General features: G+C 32.5%; 13 protein-coding genes and 3 tRNA genes. All 16 read right to left on the reverse strand.

Annotation, left to right across the window (positions count from 1 at the left end):
• Nucleotides 1–231 precede the first annotated feature (231 nt).
• Nucleotides 232–1419 (reverse strand): glycosyltransferase family 4 protein, encoded by a 1188-nt coding sequence (locus tag REB14_RS04110; RefSeq protein WP_079240791.1) that lies wholly within the window; start codon nucleotides 1417–1419, stop codon nucleotides 232–234.
• Nucleotides 1419–2552: a glycosyltransferase gene (locus tag REB14_RS04115; RefSeq protein ID WP_079240790.1), complete on the reverse strand. Its 1134-nt coding sequence runs from the start codon at nucleotides 2550–2552 to the stop codon at nucleotides 1419–1421. Before REB14_RS04115 ends, REB14_RS04110 begins: the two co-directional genes overlap by 1 nt.
• Nucleotides 2552–3652, reverse strand: coding sequence for a hypothetical protein (locus tag REB14_RS04120; protein ID WP_309521571.1), 1101 nt, complete (start codon nucleotides 3650–3652; stop codon nucleotides 2552–2554). The genes REB14_RS04115 and REB14_RS04120 overlap by 1 nt, the downstream gene beginning before the upstream one ends.
• A complete protein-coding gene (locus REB14_RS04125; protein ID WP_079240788.1) occupies nucleotides 3636–4553 on the reverse strand; it encodes a glycosyltransferase in 918 nt (305 codons plus the stop codon). Before REB14_RS04125 ends, REB14_RS04120 begins: the two co-directional genes overlap by 17 nt.
• On the reverse strand, nucleotides 4543–5745 hold the full coding sequence (locus REB14_RS04130; RefSeq protein WP_079240787.1) for an O-antigen ligase family protein: 1203 nt from the start codon (nucleotides 5743–5745) through the stop codon (nucleotides 4543–4545). Before REB14_RS04130 ends, REB14_RS04125 begins: the two co-directional genes overlap by 11 nt.
• Nucleotides 5742–6728, reverse strand: coding sequence for a glycosyltransferase (locus tag REB14_RS04135; RefSeq protein ID WP_079240786.1), 987 nt, complete (start codon nucleotides 6726–6728; stop codon nucleotides 5742–5744). Before REB14_RS04135 ends, REB14_RS04130 begins: the two co-directional genes overlap by 4 nt.
• Nucleotides 6721–7785, reverse strand: a complete 1065-nt coding sequence (locus tag REB14_RS04140) for a polysaccharide pyruvyl transferase family protein (protein WP_079240785.1) — start codon at nucleotides 7783–7785, stop codon at nucleotides 6721–6723. The genes REB14_RS04135 and REB14_RS04140 overlap by 8 nt, the downstream gene beginning before the upstream one ends.
• A gap of 2 nt (nucleotides 7786–7787) precedes the next feature.
• A complete protein-coding gene (locus REB14_RS04145) occupies nucleotides 7788–9308 on the reverse strand; it encodes an oligosaccharide flippase family protein (protein WP_079240784.1) in 1521 nt (506 codons plus the stop codon).
• 11 nt (nucleotides 9309–9319) lie between these two features.
• Complete coding sequence (locus REB14_RS04150; RefSeq protein WP_079240783.1) at nucleotides 9320–10486, reverse strand: nucleotide sugar dehydrogenase; 1167 nt, start codon at nucleotides 10484–10486, stop codon at nucleotides 9320–9322.
• A 12-nt stretch (nucleotides 10487–10498) separates the two neighbouring features.
• A complete protein-coding gene (locus REB14_RS04155; protein WP_079240782.1) occupies nucleotides 10499–11794 on the reverse strand; it encodes a nucleotide sugar dehydrogenase in 1296 nt (431 codons plus the stop codon).
• A 52-nt stretch (nucleotides 11795–11846) separates the two neighbouring features.
• Nucleotides 11847–14189, reverse strand: a complete 2343-nt coding sequence (locus tag REB14_RS04160; protein ID WP_079240781.1) for a GumC family protein — start codon at nucleotides 14187–14189, stop codon at nucleotides 11847–11849.
• A 3-nt stretch (nucleotides 14190–14192) separates the two neighbouring features.
• Nucleotides 14193–14903, reverse strand: a complete 711-nt coding sequence (locus REB14_RS04165; RefSeq protein WP_238594364.1) for a polysaccharide biosynthesis/export family protein — start codon at nucleotides 14901–14903, stop codon at nucleotides 14193–14195.
• Nucleotides 14904–15230: 327 nt separating this feature from the next.
• Nucleotides 15231–17144, reverse strand: a complete 1914-nt coding sequence (locus tag REB14_RS04170) for a polysaccharide biosynthesis protein (RefSeq protein WP_309521572.1) — start codon at nucleotides 17142–17144, stop codon at nucleotides 15231–15233.
• Nucleotides 17145–17377: 233 nt separating this feature from the next.
• Nucleotides 17378–17451, reverse strand: a tRNA-Asp gene (locus REB14_RS04175).
• Between the two features lie 31 nt (nucleotides 17452–17482).
• Nucleotides 17483–17556, reverse strand: a tRNA-Asp gene (locus tag REB14_RS04180).
• Between the two features lie 31 nt (nucleotides 17557–17587).
• Nucleotides 17588–17661, reverse strand: a tRNA-Asp gene (locus REB14_RS04185).
• Nucleotides 17662–17667 lie beyond the last annotated feature (6 nt).

Consider the following 17667-nt stretch of genomic DNA (forward strand, 5'->3'; position numbering starts at 1 on the left):
TCCAAAGAAACGTATTTCTTTTCTTTCAAAGCTATTGTTAAGATACAGATTGTCAAATATAAAAATTTCAATATATAGCTGCAGTTAATACTATTCTGCCCTATTTTACTTAGAAAATTTAGGAAAGTCGATTATAAAAACACACACAAAATCAACATTCTTGTTACTTTAAATTCTAAGATGACCCGTTATCTATCATTTGTACATCAATAGATTCTTTCTCTTGATCATTTATTCTGTTTGCTCGATAACTTCAACAAATTTTTTACACAAAATGGATTTGTCATAAACTGTTTCGGCCAATTCCCTTGCATTCTGTCCCATTTCCTTTACCAATTCAGGATTGTCTTTCAGATAGAGTACTTTTTGTACAAGCTCTTCAGGACGGTTTGGATTTACATAATATCCGCAATGGTATTTTTCGGCTATGTCTTTCGTCCATCCTGCAGAGTTTACAATAATTGGTTTTCCTGCAGACAACGAATCGAAAAGCTTGTTTGGAGAGTTGGTATACAAAATCGGGATATCCAAAAAGGAAATCATCGAAACATCCGAAAAATTGACAATCTCGGATACGTCAGTCATAGGGAACTTTCCGAGAAATTTCACATTTTTAAGGTTGTTTTTCTCTACTTCATCTACCAAATCTTTTTCGGTAGACCCTCCTCCTACAAACAAAAATTCTATATCTTCTCTATTGTTTAATAATTTGGCGGATTCAACAATTGTCTGAGCACCATTTGCCAATCCCAGAGAACCAAAGTGAACTATTTTGAAGGAATCTTTTTTTAAGCCGAGCTTTTCCATCAGTTGATCATTTTTTCCCCTAGGCCAGAATTCGTCCATTTTAGCCATATTAGGAATCATGGATGTTTTTTCTTTTGGAATATATTTTACCACTCCGGCCTGCATACCGGGAGAAAGTGCAATAACACGGGAAGCATTTTTATAAATCACTTTTTCCAGCAGACGTGTCGTTTTTATTGTCCAACTGTTTTTTATGGCTCCCATCTGTATTGGCACCTCCGGCCAGAGGTCTCTTACTTCAAAAACAAAAGGCTTCTTTTTAAACCACTTTAATATAAGTGCCGGAATACCTATTGTAAGAGGAGTAGATGTAGCAATCACCAAATCGATATCTTTCTGTTTCAATCCTAGCACAGATGATTTGTACATAAATTTCAAGAAAGCCTTTAACCTTCTTGAAACACTCATATTCTGGTCGTAGTCTTCCTTTATATAAACGACTTCAATACCATCAATTTCTACAATTTTAATATCCTCTGAAAATTTGGATGATGAGGTGAGCATGGTAACTTTATGCCCATTTTTAATAAGTTCTTGTGCCAGCCAGTACGATCTTGTTCCTCCTGGCTCCTGAGGAGTTACGAAATATTGGTGGATGTATAATATATTCATTATTTTTTTTCTATATATAATTGTTGATATACTTCAGCTATTCTCTTCCAGTCATGATTTTCTAACAATTGTTCAATATCAAAACTATAATGATTTCGTTTTTGGATTAACCGTTCAAGCCCTCGTTCGATAGCAGAAACAGAGGTGTCTTCCACTTTTTCTCCAATAGAATCATCATAAAAACCGTCGATCCCTTCATTTTGCGTGTACATTACCGGTAAGCCCTGCAGAAGCGCTTCTATATAGACCAGGCCAAAGGTTTCTGCTTTGGAAGGCATTGTAAAGAAGTCACTTCGTTCGTAATAGGATTTTAGAACAGGCAGGCTGTCTACTTTTCCTACAAACTCAAAGGAATGATCGTTTTTAATAGAATCCAGGATTCTTTTCTCGTCATTTCCTCCTCCTCCAATCAGTGTTAATTTTATCCTATTCTGAATTTTGTGATTATGATTCTTAACAGCATTAATAAGGTTAAAGACATTTTTGCCTTTATTGAATTTCCCTATATAAAGCAACTGAATGCTTTTTTCATTCTCAACAATTTTCCTGTTCATAACCTTTGATTCTATCCAGAAAGGGTCTACACCATTTGGAATTACCATTAGTTTTTGCTGTACATCGCTCATGATATGAGACAGGCGTGAATCTTCAAGCATTCTTTTTTTATAGACTGCAGAAATGGTTATGATCTTATTTGCATTCTGAAGTATTTTTTGTCCGTAGCCTCTTTCGTGAAGAAAATACTTCAAAAACACATTAAGATCCGTATTGCGCACTGCCAATATGTATGGGATATTATATTTTTTATGAAGCTCATAGGCCACTCCGCCATCGCTATACCATGTGTGAGCATGAATAAATTTGACGGTCTTGAGGTCTACTTTTGCTTCAATGTCTTGTACTATTTTTTTAATTTTTTTCTTATACAAAACCCGATCTGCATATTTTGATAAAATATGGCTGTAGATAATCTGTGAGCGGGTACTTTTAAAATCTATTTTATTTTTCCCTATTCTGGAAGATTCTCGAAATGGATTATATACAATCTGCTCTAGCCCGTTATTATCCAGCTCCCTCACTAAATTTTTATAAACTGTAGATCCTGAGTAATCGTTTGTAATGTGAAGTATCATTATGGATAAATTGAATTAAACTGCAGCTCTAAAGAAGAGTTGTTAATTTTATTACTATAATTTGCAAGGTTTTTTTCGACTAAAGGATATAAACTTGTATCAAAATAGATAAGTTTCATCCAGCCATCCGATATTTTCCATCCTGTATTCTGCACACTTGGATCTGTAGTACCATCTACATTATCGGCAATACTGTCTCCTTTTAGAATCTTAAACTTCAAGGTATTGCAGAGGTAACTGAAATTAAAGTCAGCCCAATTGGCATTTCCCAGTTCTTTTGCCTTTATTAAATATAATACGACATGATTTCCATGCGATACATCCTGTACAACCGGTTTATAATTTTTAATTTTCTGTAACGCCTTACAAAAAGTATCAGGATATGTACTGTTCCACGTGTAATACAAAACGCTACCTGCGCTCTTGTTTAAAACCAACGCTTTTTTCAGCTGCTGATCAAACTGATTTACAAATAAGGCATATGAATTTTTTTCAGATTCGTCATATTTCATGAGATAGAGTGCAACAACAGCCCAGTTTGCTCCTGTATGAAGCCTTTGATGAAACAATAATGAATAATCTCCATATTGACTGAAGCTTCTGGCTTTCCATTTATCGAAGGAATATTTTAAACCACTTTCTATCGCCGGTTGATAATTCGTATATAATTTATTCTTGGCTAGAATATCCAAAAACTCACCGATGTATCTGAAAAAATAGCCTTCTGAAATTAAATGTTCCTGCCCGTTCACTGCTGCATTCTGATTTCCTTTTGCTACATTCATCACCCAGCCATTTTTTTGGTATGAGGTATTTGAATTGGTATCAATCAGGATTGGTTTTATGACAGAAATATTAGTATCAATGTATTTTTTATCTTTTGTTTTAAGATACATATTGTTATTTGCATTGATAAAATATCCTAATGCCATGAAATCGTAAGTATTTTTACTCTTCGATGACAGTTCCATTTTCTGCAAACCATAACTTTTGGATGCCTGCATATCTGCATTATACCTGCTTACTCTGTTTTGCTGAGCAAAAGAAAAGCTAAATAATAATAACGCACTAAGCTTTATAAAATCACTTAAATATTTCATAATTATTAATATTATAATTTTGAATCAGATTCTGTAACTGCTTATCATTACCTCCATCCGCCACGTTTTCCTGACTTAGCTTAAAGAGGGAATTTTTATTTTCAATGGGAATTAAGTTTGAAAAATAATTGGATTTCACGGTCTTTGTCTTATTCAACTGAGCCATCGTATTCAGCCAGACATCGTCTGCCATAAAACATAAGCTGACAAAAGCATTTTTGTTTAAAACTTCTTCACTAAAAAAGTTAGTCTTATACAAAGTTCCTCCCCCACTTGTGTGAAATAGATCAAATGCCGGTCCAAAATTTCCAAAAACTTTTTTCCAGTTGGAATATTTGCTTATTGTATTATCATCATTTCTTACGATTTTATGGGCTCTATGACAACAAATTGCATCAGGAAATTTTGCATGTAAATCCATTAAGTCTTTAATGATATTTGACGGATAAAAAATATCATCATCTATGGTTATGATAACATCATTTTGATATTCCTTAAAGGCATAGTAATATTTTTTATGAGACCTTAAATCTTCATCTACAAATCTTATTTCCAATTGTTTCTTTTTATAGTAACCGATCAGATTATCTGGTATATCTTTCAACTCATTCGGAAATTGATCTTTTGCCAGATACAATACAATTTTGTTTGGCAGCAGACTTTGGCGTAACATACACTCTACAACCATCCATAATTTGGATATCCTTCCTGGAAATGTTGTAAGTGACACGATAATATTTTCCGACACTTTTTCGGGTAGTACTACTTCTTTTATAGTATTTTTAAGATATATCGGGAAGACAAAATTTGAAAACTTCCTTATAGAAAATCTTGCTAAAGACTGAGCTTTAGAAATTTTTCTTAACGATGAATACTTTCTATCTATATAATCAATTAACATTTTTAGTTGTCGTTTTATAAAATGATGATATACAATAAAGACTTGCCAGCCAAATCCACATGTACGGATTATTTAAATAAACACTATTAATTGTAAATGCTAATGGCATTACCAGTAATGATCCTAATAAAATATAGTTTGGAATTTCACGCTTTTTAAAAATCCTTTTGGGATTAAAAATTTTAAATAACAATAAAAGAAATGTAAAGAATACAACAATCCCGTATTGAGAGAGTAATTCTATAAATAAGTTATGGGGTACCAGGATAGGATTATTTGTCATTTTACTAGCTGTATCAGAAAAGTTTCCAGCTCCTACACCCAAAAATTTTGAGTCCACAAACATGTCGATACCCACATTAATCATTTCCTTCCTAGAATTATCTTCCAGTCCTTTTTGTTCTATTCTTGTCTTTAAATAAGAAAATGATGCATTATTCATTACATATATATACCCTGCAACAGATGCTATTATTGAAATGAATGTGTACATAATGGTTTTGCTGATTGACTTGCTGGAATAAAAAATAATATATATAATAGTAGATATTAATAAGCACAGCATAGTACCACGACTTGCATTGGTTAATACAACCCAAACAATAGCTAAAATAAAAAGGATATAAAATATTTTAAATAATTTGCTTGAAATAAATTTAAGTTTAGCTAAAATAAATGGAAATGAAATCGCCAAAAGGTGATTATACAAATTATAATTTCCAAAAGTAATAGCTGCATATTTTCTAAGAGTTCCCACACCTCCTAATACCGTATCATCTCCAAACTTTGAATTAGAAAAATGTAAATTGAAATTAATTTCTATAATTGCAATTGGAATACTTAGTAATACAAATATAACCCAGCCATTTATCAGTTTATTTAAACTTATATACTTGCTAAAATTTACTATTTCAACGAAAATGATAAAATTTATCAGCGCATATGCAAACTCTTTTAATGATTGGTCATTATTAAATGTTAAAAATAACATTGACAATACACAATACATAATAAAAGAAAAGAAAAACAATAAATACTCTTTCCCTTTAATAAGCTTTTTATTTAAATCCTGTATCAGTAATGGTAAAAATAAAATAGCAAGAAGTCTCGGTGCCTGTAGCATACCACCGTATAAACCAAATATTTGTGAAATGATTAATATTGGGGTTATATTTTTCTTTAAGTAATTCATCTATTAATCAAATTATCCAACCTTATCAGAAGGAAAATAAAATTCCAGTTCTTATAAATAAAAATCGATTGGGAAGGAAATAGTTTTCTTTTAATATATTTCACAATAAAAGAATCATACTGCCTTGTAAAAACAAAAAAGTTTTTGGTACTAATATTATTCAAGAGATCCATAATTTCATCTTTTTTCATATTACTCTTATGTAAAAAAATGAATAACAGGCTAAAATAATAGTGATGTCTATTTATTATGAACTTTTTTGGAAAAAAATCTATTATATCTTTCTTATTATAGAGTTCTAAAATTTTTAATACTGATTCTATATTTTTTATAGTTTGTTTTTTCTTCATAATTGACTCTCCCCTCTGTACATAATTTACAAAGATATTGTCAATAACCTGCAGAACAGGATTTTTACTATATACTTGTGTATTAAATAATACATCCTCATATATTGCCCCTTTTTCAAATATAATCTGATGTTTATCTAAGAATTTTTTTGAATAGATCTGTGTCCACGCCTGAATACCATAGTTATTATATTTTAACAACAAATCGTGACCACTGATTTTTTCTTCATTTTCAAATTTTTCAAATTTGACAATTTTATTTTCATAAATTTCCTGATAATTAAATAATAAAATATCTGTTTCTGTATTAATTTTTTTTAAAAAGACGTCAATACTTTCACTTTCAATATAATCATCTCCATCCACAAACCAAATATATTCCCCTTTCGCTATTTTATATCCCGCATTTCTGGCATCAGAAAGCCCTCCGTTTTCTTTTTCCAGGACGACAATTCTTTTATCTACATTTTTATATTTATTACAAATACTGATACTATTATCTGGAGAGCCATCAATTACCAGGATCAATTCAAAATTAGCAGAAGTATTTTGCACTATACTGGCAATGCATTTTTCTATATAATTTTCAACATTATATATTGGGACAATAATTGATAAAAAAACATCATTCATTTATATTCTCTATTAATGGTAGGTAAAACTTCCTTATCTCCTGAGGATTATATTTTTCATAGTTATCATTACTTAATAACTCATCTATTGCTTTGTTTGCTTCATCTATATTTTTAACAAACTTTATATATTTTAAATACTTAATCCAATTATAAGTTCCTATAACTTTTTGATTATAATTTGAAAAAACGACGCACGGTGTTCCTGTAATGATGCAAAGAACCATTCCGTGTAATCTATCAGTGACAACTATTTTTGCCTTAGAAAATTGTAATAACTTATTAGTCAATACTTTTTTTCTCACTGACTCTATATCTAAATCTGTTATTTTATCACAATGCATATCAGATTTAATTATTTTGTCAAATTTACCTTCTAAAATTTGGGTAATTTTATCTTTATCGTTTGCTGTTAGTATTGATTCCTGATCATTTCTGATTACTTCTAATGCGTACTCTCTTTCATTTTCAAAACTATATTCAGTGTATAGAACAATATCAGGAGTCAGAATTACCTTATTTTTTGGAAAATATTTTTTCATTAATTCAAATGATTTTTCCTCTCTGGCTGTCAAAATCAAATTTGAATGCTTTTCAAAAATATCCTGTGTCCTTTTTAATTCAGACTCACCAATCTGATCATTAGAGTAATAGATAGTTTGTGGAAACAATATCGTTTTATTCTCAGGAAAGTTTTGAATTACCATTCTTCTTAAATTTTCTTCCCTCATATATTCATTCCCAAAATTACCACCACCATGAATGAATATCAAATCATCAGGATTAATAGTATTACTGTACTTTTCAATAAAATACTTCATTTGAGACTGATTGATCTCGAAAACGTGATGCCCGGGTAAATTTTCTTTAAAAAATTTCAACTGCCCTTCCGCAATAGCATGATCTCCAATATTAGTATGGGTAGGAGTTTGAAACAAAAATAATCGCTTCGACTTGCAATTATTAATTTCATTAGCAATTTTGTCTACTCTGGCATTATTCTGTATATTATTAATAATTGAATTTGTTTTATTTTTTATTCTCTTAAATAAATCCATATTTATTTCTTTATTTTTTTAATGATTTTTTTCTTAAACTGTAAATACTCTTCCCGCTTAATACCAATAAGAATAATTAATACAAACAAAATAATCTCAGAACCAATGGTTGAAGATATTGCAAAGAAGTAGCTGTTAACCTCTACTTTTTTGATGAGCCATATCAGAACAAAACAAGAGAAAATAACTAAGAATGTCTGTTTTAAATAAAGCAGTACATCTTGCAAATCATATTTCAATTTATAATTAACATAAAGAAAACGAAATACGAATGTGCATAAATTTAAAATAACATTTAAACTCATAATGTATACAGGAGAAAAACCTAACTTTAAAAATATATATGCCAGTGGAAGATTTAATAATAATATCAATGAAACCCCTAATTGATAATTTCTGATATTTCCAATGGCATTAGCAGACATCCAGAATGGTCCCACTATAGCATTAATAATAGAGCCTATTATAACTATTTGAGTGAAGCTTACAAGATATTGAGGTAAATTAACACCAAGCCATAGTTTTAAAATAAATTCTGTATGTAATAAAATCGGTACTGATAAAATTAAAAATAGAAATACTGAATATTTCGAAGTATTTAACACTAATTTTTTATGTGTTTCTAAATCATTTGAGGCATAACTTTGCGTAATTTGTGGATTAAATGCTACCTGCATATTTGAAACAAAACTATACAAAACACTGTTTACCTGATTCGCAATACCTAAGGCTGCATTTACAGTAACACCGATGAATATATTCATAATCATATTCAATCCTTGTGTTGAACTTAAAACGGCAACTTGCCCGAATAAACTCCAACCAGAAAAGGATAATAATTCTCTGAACAGTTTTTTGTCAGAAAAATAGTGGTAAGCAGTTTCTTCCTTAAAGTTTTTATAGCAATAAATTTTATAAATTATATTCACTATAAGGTTGACCAGTAATAACAAAAATGAATAAACTATGAGCTGATCATATTCAACAAAAAGCGATAATAAAAATACAATAGCTAGTTTTAGTACAGTCTCCACTATACCCAAATAGGCATAGAATGACATTCTTTCATTCGCCAATATGGTAGCATTGAAGGGTATTCTAATGATATTGATTATTGTTGTAATAATAGAAAACTGAAATACAAAATTTGCAGCATTAAGCCGGTTAGCAGGTATATTTAATTTGTAATTTAAAAACCACAATCCAATAGTCTCAGACAAAATCAATACAATAATTGAGATAATTATATGAATATTGAGACTCATACAAAAAACTCTATTAACTTTTTCTTTAATATTTGAAGCCAGTTCAATATTTAAGAATCGTTGAGTAGCACTTGTCATGGCATTATTTAAAAAAGAAAATAATACAACTACTCCAGCTACTAAATTATATATCCCAAAATCCTCTACACCTAACTTCTGTAAAATAATCCTTGAAGTATATAAGGAGATAGCCATATTGATTATCATCCTTATGTAGAGTAATATTGTATTTTTTGCGATCTTTTTTGTACTTGACAATTTATTTACTTTTAATCATTACCAAATAGATCCCTTGTATACACTTTTTCCTGTACATCAGCAAGTTCAGACGCATTACGATTAGAAATAATGACATCGCATTCTTTTTTGAAAAGCTCTAAATCTTTTACCACTTTGGAACTGAAAAAAAACTCCTCATTAAGAGCAGGTTCAAACACTTCCACTTCCACTCCCTTAGCTTTAATTCTTTTCATTACTCCCTGTATGGCAGATGCTCTGAAGTTGTCGGAGCCTGCTTTCATGATAAGACGGTAGACTCCTACCTTTTTTGGTTTTTTTGCTAGTACAGAATCTGCTATAAAATCCTTACGGGTTCTGTTGGCATCTACAATTGCCTGAATAATATTATTGGGAACTGCATTATAATTTGCCAAAAGCTGTTTGGTATCCTTAGGCAAGCAGTATCCTCCGTATCCAAAAGAAGGATTATTATAATGCGAACCAATTCTTGGGTCCAGACCAACACCTTCTACAATCTGGCGGGTATCCAGTTCATGGATCTGCGCATAGCTGTCTAATTCATTAAAATAGGCAACTCGCAATGCCAAGTAGGTATTTGAAAACAATTTAATTGCTTCTGCTTCGGTAGGATTAGTAAACAAAACAGGAATATCCTTTTTTACCGCTCCTTCTTTCAGTAATTCTGCAAAAATCCTTGCTCGCTCGCTTTGCTCCCCAACAATAATTCTGGAAGGATATAAATTATCATACAAAGCTTTACCTTCTCTCAAAAATTCAGGAGAAAACACCACATTATCTAGCTGCATTCTGCTTTTTAACTCTGCGGTGTAACCCACCGGAACTGTAGATTTAATAATAATTACAGCATCAGAATTATACTCTGCAATTTCCTTTATTACATTTTCAACACTGCTTGTGTTGAAATAGTTAGTAGTAGGGTCATAATCTGTGGGTGTAGCAACAATAATATATTCAGCTTTATCGTAAGCTTCTTTTTTATCTAAAGTGGCTTTGAAATTAAGTGGTTTAGTACTTAGAAACATGTTAATCTCTTCATCTTCAATAGGAGATTTTTTAGAATTAAGCAATTCTACTCTTTCCTGAACAATATCTAAAGCTACAACTTCATTATGTTGGGCCAATAAGACGGCATTAGACAAACCTACATATCCTGTTCCTACTACTGCTATTTTCATTTTCTACTTTTTTTATAAACGATTATCGTATTTCTCTAAAATTCCTTTAACATCATATACAATTCCTCCTTCCTTCAGATAACGAGAAAGATCAATATTCAGGAACTCATTATGAGAAACAGTGAGAACAACTGCATCAAATTTTTCATTCACATCTTCCAGAGAACTTGTAGATCCTATACCATATTCGTGCATTACTTCTTCCGGATTTGCCCACGGATCGTATGTTGTAACTTCGATAGAATAGTCTTCCAGTGCTTTGATAACATCTGCTGCTTTTGTATTTCTTACATCCGGACAGTTTTCCTTAAATGTGATCCCAAGATTCAGCACTTTGGCATCAGGAATGTTGATTCTTTTCTTAATCATCGTTTTTACAACCTCGGAGGCTACAAATTGCCCCATAGAATCGTTCAATCTTCTTGCTGTAAGGATAAGCTCAGAATAATATCCTACATCCTGCGCTTTTTGGGCAAGATAGAAAGGATCTACCCCGATGCAGTGCCCTCCTACTAAACCGGGCTTGAATTTCAGGAAATTCCATTTTGTTCCTGCAGCTTCCAAAACGGCATGTGTATCGATATTCAAGAGATTAAATATCTTTGCAAGCTCATTCACAAAAGCAATATTGATATCACGCTGTGAGTTTTCGATCACTTTTGATGCTTCGGCTACTTTGATGGTTGGTGCCAAATGTGTACCTGCTGCAATTACAGATTTATATAATTCGTCTACTTTTTCACCAATTTCTGGTGTAGAACCTGAAGTTACTTTTAAAATCTTCTCTACAGTACGTTCTTTATCTCCCGGGTTGATTCTTTCAGGAGAATATCCTGCAAAAAAATCTTCGTTAAACTTCAGTCCTGAAACTTTTTCCAGCACAGGAATACATTCCTCTTCTGTAACGCCGGGATAAACAGTAGATTCATAAATAACAATATCCCCTTTTTTCAATACTTTTCCCACTGTTTCAGACGCTTTGTATAAAGGCGTTAGATCTGGACGGTTATGTTTGTCTACCGGTGTAGGAACAGTTACGATATAGATGTTAGCATCTTTAATATCTTCTAGGTTAGATGAGCAAAATAATCCTTTTGATGAACTTGAAAAGGGATTCTCTTTTACTAAAACCGGCTGCAATACGTCATCTTCTACCTCCAAAGTAGAATCTTTTCCACTATTAAGTTCTGCAATTCTGGCTTGATTGATATCAAAACCAACTACCGCGTATTTTGTTGCAAATAAACGGGCCAGAGGTAATCCAACATACCCCAATCCGATTACCCCAATTTTATTCTGTATATTCATATTATATGTGATGTTCTTACTTTATTTAATGTATATTTTGAAGATAAATTGATTATTTATTGAAAAGCTTTTGCCACCAGTTTTTCTCCTTATCAGTGGTATATCCGTAACCGTAGCCATAGTTGTATCCATACCCATAACCACCAACATTTTTAGAAACATCATTGATTACAAAAGAGACGTTTGATATTTTTGATTCTTTAACCAGTTTATTTGCGAAATCTATTAATATTTTCCTTGACACTCCCGATCTCACAACGTATAAAGAAGCGTCAGCTGTGTCAGAAATACTCAATGTATCTGAAACAAGCATCAGTGGAGCAGAATCGATCACAATATATTCGTAACGGGACGACATTTCACTGATAAGATTCTGATAACGACCGTTGGAAAGAAGCTCTTGGGGGTTTGGAGGAATAGATCCCGCATAAATTACATCACATTCAGGATTGGTATCGGAAGTATGTATAAGATCTTCTACATCTGTTGTTTCATCGTATAAATATTCCGTAAGACCTGCATTCTTAACACGCTCATCATCATATCTCTGTATCTGTGGATTTCTAACATCCGAACCAATTAGTAATGATCTTCCGTTTTTGCTTCCCAATGTCAGAGCAAGATTCACTGAAACCAGTGTTTTACCTTCTCCTTTCACTGAAGAAGTTACCAGTATGACTTTCGCCGAATCTTTCTTAGGAAGTAGAAATTTCAGGTTGGAAACCAGTATTCTAAACGATTCCGCCAATTCGGAGAAATCATTTCTCTGTACCAAATGATTCTGATTGTCCTTCAACGATGGTATATCTGCTAACACTCCAAGTGGCGAATTTTCCGTAATATCTGTTCGGCTGTAGATTTTATCATCCCACATAAAGAAAAGATAGAATACTCCCAACGGTAACATTAATCCTAATAAAGCCGCTGCTAAAAGAATAATATTTTTTTTAGGTGAAACCGGAATATCATCAGTATAAGCAGGGTTTACAATTTTAGCTTTCGGAACATTTACCGAAAGATTAATTGCATTTTCTTCTCTTTTCTGTAAAAGGAAAAGGAAAAGCTGTTCTTTAAGATTCTGCTGACGTTCGATACCTCTATAGATTTTTGACTGTCCGGGAACCTTTTCAATCATGCCTGTGCTGGCAGAAATCTGGCTGTTTATCTGTGCGATAGAAGCCTGAACAGTTGCTTTTTGCTGACGGATGTTATCTCTTACAATTTCTTTTAGTGAAGAAATTTCTTTATTCATTTCTATCACTGCAGGGTTCTCATTCGTTGCCTGCTTCAAAGTTTTATTTCTAGTGATAACAAGATTATTATACTGTAAAATAGCCTGTTCCAAAGAAGGATTAAGTCCTAAATTAGAAGGCATAAGCTGATTATCTCCTTTTGAAGCTTCATTTTGAAGAGAGTTAAGAAGATCCAGCTGGGTTTGTTGCAGAAGAAATTGTTTTGTGTTATCGTTTGTATTCTGAAGCGCCAGCTGTGCCTGCGCCTGTAAGTCTACGATTCGGTTACGGTTCTGGAAATCTTCTTTCTGATTCTCCACTCCGGAAAGATCTCGTGAAATAACCTCTAATCGTTTGTCGATAAACTCCTGAGTATTTTGAGCTTGTAAGTTTTTATCTCTTAGCCCATCCAGATTATACTGTTTGGTTACCTCATTAAGAATAGCCTCTGATTTTTCAGGAACAGTTCCTACGATCTTAATGTCCATAAGCATAGCCTTTTGATCCGGAAGATCAACCTGGATCTTTTTTTCCAAAGATTTCACCTTCTCTATAGGATTCCAGAAGACAATTTTATATTTATCTTTAAAGGTAAGACCCGGAACTTTTTGAAGAATTACAGTTCCAAAATCAAGAACTAGATTTTTATCGAAAGTTCCCTTTACTTTTTTGTTTTCCTTATCTTCCAAAACAAATTCGTTTCCGTTCACTTCTTTTACCATATATTGGGAAGAAACAAATTTTTTGGTATTCTTATAAGAAATAATTTTTGCAACAATTGGTACTTTGATAAATAATTCTGAATCCCTTATCTCACCCGAATTATAATATTGTATATTAAGATTTAGATTTTCAACAACTTTCATAAGGATTGGTCTGGAGCTTACCACAGCCACTTCACTTTTAAGTTCATCTGCATTTCCTAAACCAAGTCCTAAGTTATCAAGATCAATTAATGCTCCTGTTAAATCAGACTGTTTTTTATCAAATTTTAAAGTAGTAGTCGATTCATATTGAGGTACAGCATATCTTAGATATATAAAGGCTATAATAACAAATAATAAGACAGATGCTATAAACCAAGGCCATTTTACTAAATATTTCCCAATGATCTTTCTTAAATTCAAAGATTCTTCACTTTCCTGAAATTCTATCTGCTGCATATTTTATTTTCGAGTTAAAGCAATAATAAGTGTACCCGCTGTAAGTAAAGCACCAATAATCTGGAATGTAAGAGCTCTGTTCGGATTTGAGTTAGCCTGAACCTGCTTATTTTTGTCCGGCTGTACATATAATATGTCGTTTTGTTTCATATAATAGTACGGCGAACTCACAATATCAGATCTTGTAAGGTCAACATTAACCACCTGGTCAGCACCATCTTCTCCTGTGCGGATAAGTTTTACATTGGTACGGTCTCCGAAATCCGTCATATCACCTGCAAGTCCAAGTGCTTGAAAAATATTGATTTTCTGGGAGAGACTTTCTTTCTGTCCTGGTTGTTTTACCTCTCCTAAAATACTTACATTGAAGTTTTTAAGGGTAATAGTCACTAATGGATCTGTTAGATATCTCTTAAGACGTGATTCCAGTTCCTGTTTTAGCTGTACCTGTGTCATTCCTTTAGTATATACATTTCCTAAAACCGGAAAAGAGATATAGCCTTCTTCATTTACAAGGTATTGACTTGGTTCTACGTATTGGTTAATTCCTCTACCACTGTCGCTCCCTACTTTGTTTGCAGTATTAAGGTTAAAAGGCTTTACAGCAATTTCATCGAGTGCAGATACAAGAATTAGAAGTACATCTCCTTCCTGAATATGTAAGCCCTGAAATTTTGCTTTCGCAACTTCCTCTTCCATATTATGTTTCGACATATATACCATATTCTGCTTCGGTCTGCATGATAACAAAATAACCGATAACAATGTTATATATGTAATAATCTTTTTATTCATATGTTGTTTATTCTAAGTCTACTTGTGCTATTATTTAAAATCTATCTGAATTTAATTTAAGATACCTAATAGGAAGAAAACTAACCACATAAGTATTCCATATTTATAAGAAGTTTACGAATGTGAGAGGTATTTTAATCTTTATATTTAAATTAATTCTTTCTCTAGCAATTTTCATTCCGTTTGGAATTAAAATAGCAAAATTATTATTTTATATTAGTTTTTTATGTATTTTATTCTTTAATTTCATTCATATGCTTTATGTTCAGATATTTTGTCAAGAATTTCAAATTCAGAATTATTGCTTTTAAATTCCGGGACAATTATTTTTAATATTCTCACAATCTGCAAACTATCTTTATTCATTGCTGAAAGAATGATTTGCTTGCACAAAATATCTATATCTTCAAACTTCATCAATGGATCTCTGGATATCATAATTTTCTCATGATGGGTAGGAATAGTCGTAGAATTATCTGTTAAAAGTTCTTCATACAGTTTTTCGCCAGGTCTTAACCCAATAAAATCAATTTTAATATCGATACCCGGAGTATATCCTGATAATTTGATCATTCTTTCCGCTAAATCCAGAATTTTAACCGGTTTACCCATATCAAAAACATAAATCTCTCCTCCCTGCCCCATTGTTCCTGCCTGAAGTACCAATTCGCAAGCTTCGGGAATCGTCATAAAATAACGAATGATATCGGGATGAGTAATCGTTACCGGACCTCCTTTTTCAATTTGTTTTTTGAAATGGGGTATTACTGAACCATTGGAACCTAATACATTTCCAAAACGTGTTGTTATAAATTTTGTTGTATTCTCCGAAGAATTTTGTAGAGACTGTACAAAAAGTTCAGCAGCTCTTTTAGATGCTCCCATTACGTTGGTGGGATTTACAGCTTTGTCTGTAGACACCATCACAAAACGATTTACATTATATTTTTTCGATAAGAGTGCTACATTTTTAGTTCCCCCAATGTTGACAAAAATAGCTTCATGCGGATTATCTTCTATTAATGGTACGTGCTTGTAGGCTGCCGCATGATAAACTATTGAAAACTGATAATCATCAAACAATTTTTCCATTCTGGAATAGTTTGAAATATCAGCCAGTATAAATTTGAACCTTTGGTTTGGGAACCTTTCTAATAAGTCAAGCTGCAATTCATATAAAGGAGACTCAGCCTGATCTACGACAACAATCAATGATGAATTTAGCTGAGCAACCTGTCTTACAATCTCACTTCCTATAGACCCGGCTCCTCCGGTTACCAGAATATTTTTATTAACATGAAAACATCTTACCTCATTGTTTTCTATTTTAATTGTCGGACGATTCAGTAAATCTTCAATCTGAAGAGGACGGATGCTTCTCACCTTATCATCCTCTTTTATGATATTGGTTACGGGTACTTTTAATACTTTCAACCCTTTATCCAATGCAAAGCTAGTCCATTCTTCTATCTCTCGCTTTGTCATCACATCTTTGATTAAAACCGCATCAAATTGTTCTTTCAAAGTATCGCTCCTAAGAAATTGTTTTTTACTATAAATTTTATGGCCAAGCAACCTTGCTTTTTTAGAATCCGATCTTGCACTAAGAAATCCTGCCAGCTGATAGGGATGATCGGGATTGTGAATAATAGCCTTTGCTAATGACACGGAAGTATCCTCTACCCCAACAATAGCAATTCTAGCTTTGGATGGAGTATCCTTAGAATCTATTAAGACACCGAAAAGCTCTTTGATTGCCATTCTGAAAAAGAACATCAAAAAAATGGAGATAAAGAAAAATAAAAAAAGAACAGGGTATAAAAATACTGGTTTACCCAATATCAGTTCTGACATAAAATTCAGTCCCAGCAAAACAATAAGAGCACTGCCTGAAGACCATACAATTTTAAAAAAATCAAAAAAAGTAGAATGTCTGATAATTCCCGCATACGTTTTGAACAGAACTATACACAGAATATTAATAAGCAGCACTGAAAATATTTTTTCCTTTTGATACTTAATAAAATTGAGTTTTACCTCCAGACTATTCAGAAGAAAATATGAAACTAAAATTGAAAAAAAAATGACAGAAATATCAATAAGAAAAACCGACCACCTGGGTATATACCTTAACTCCCTGATTTTAAAAACATTCCCCATACACAAATAAACCTAAAGTATCTTTTTCATTATTTCAACAATTGGTGGTTTTTATTATCGAGCGAAGATAATAATTATTATTAATATTTTTAATAGCATACGTTAATTTTTATTCAAAATATAAATCAATAGTGCCAAGATATTTTGACCTAAAATTCATACGCATACTCTCAAAAAAAAATACTGTAAAATATAAATTTTACAGTATTTTGACTACTTTGATATCGCAGTTGCGATCCGGACGGGACTCGAACCCGCGACCTCCGCCGTGACAGGGCGGCATTCTAACCAGCTGAACTACCGGATCAATTTTTTAAAAGAAATTGAGAAAACTTCTGCGATCCGGACGGGACTCGAACCCGCGACCTCCGCCGTGACAGGGCGGCATTCTAACCAGCTGAACTACCGGATCAATTTTTTAAAAGAAATTGAGAAAACTTCTGCGATCCGGACGGGACTCGAACCCGCGACCTCCGCCGTGACAGGGCGGCATTCTAACCAGCTGAACTACCGGATCAATTTT

Origin of the sequence: Chryseobacterium metallicongregator (assembly GCF_031324065.1) — a bacterium.
Lineage (GTDB): Bacteria > Bacteroidota > Bacteroidia > Flavobacteriales > Weeksellaceae > Chryseobacterium > Chryseobacterium metallicongregator.

Excerpts from the sequence above, each read along its gene's own strand:
- REB14_RS04170 (WP_309521572.1), bottom strand. The coding sequence starts at position 17,144 with ATGGGGAATGTTTTTAAAATCAGGGAGTTAAGGTATATACCCAGGTGG.
- REB14_RS04160 (WP_079240781.1), bottom strand. The coding sequence starts at position 14,189 with ATGCAGCAGATAGAATTTCAGGAAAGTGAAGAATCTTTGAATTTAAGA.
- REB14_RS04165 (WP_238594364.1), bottom strand. The coding sequence starts at position 14,903 with ATGTCGAAACATAATATGGAAGAGGAAGTTGCGAAAGCAAAATTTCAG.
- REB14_RS04115 (WP_079240790.1), bottom strand. The coding sequence starts at position 2,552 with ATGATACTTCACATTACAAACGATTACTCAGGATCTACAGTTTATAAA.
- REB14_RS04110 (WP_079240791.1), bottom strand. The coding sequence starts at position 1,419 with ATGAATATATTATACATCCACCAATATTTCGTAACTCCTCAGGAGCCA.
- REB14_RS04135 (WP_079240786.1), bottom strand. The coding sequence starts at position 6,728 with ATGAATGATGTTTTTTTATCAATTATTGTCCCAATATATAATGTTGAA.
- REB14_RS04150 (WP_079240783.1), bottom strand. The coding sequence starts at position 10,486 with ATGAAAATAGCAGTAGTAGGAACAGGATATGTAGGTTTGTCTAATGCC.
- REB14_RS04120 (WP_309521571.1), bottom strand. The coding sequence starts at position 3,652 with ATGAAATATTTAAGTGATTTTATAAAGCTTAGTGCGTTATTATTATTT.
- REB14_RS04155 (WP_079240782.1), bottom strand. The coding sequence starts at position 11,794 with ATGAATATACAGAATAAAATTGGGGTAATCGGATTGGGGTATGTTGGA.
- REB14_RS04125 (WP_079240788.1), bottom strand. The coding sequence starts at position 4,553 with ATGTTAATTGATTATATAGATAGAAAGTATTCATCGTTAAGAAAAATT.
- REB14_RS04140 (WP_079240785.1), bottom strand. The coding sequence starts at position 7,785 with ATGGATTTATTTAAGAGAATAAAAAATAAAACAAATTCAATTATTAAT.
- REB14_RS04130 (WP_079240787.1), bottom strand. The coding sequence starts at position 5,745 with ATGAATTACTTAAAGAAAAATATAACCCCAATATTAATCATTTCACAA.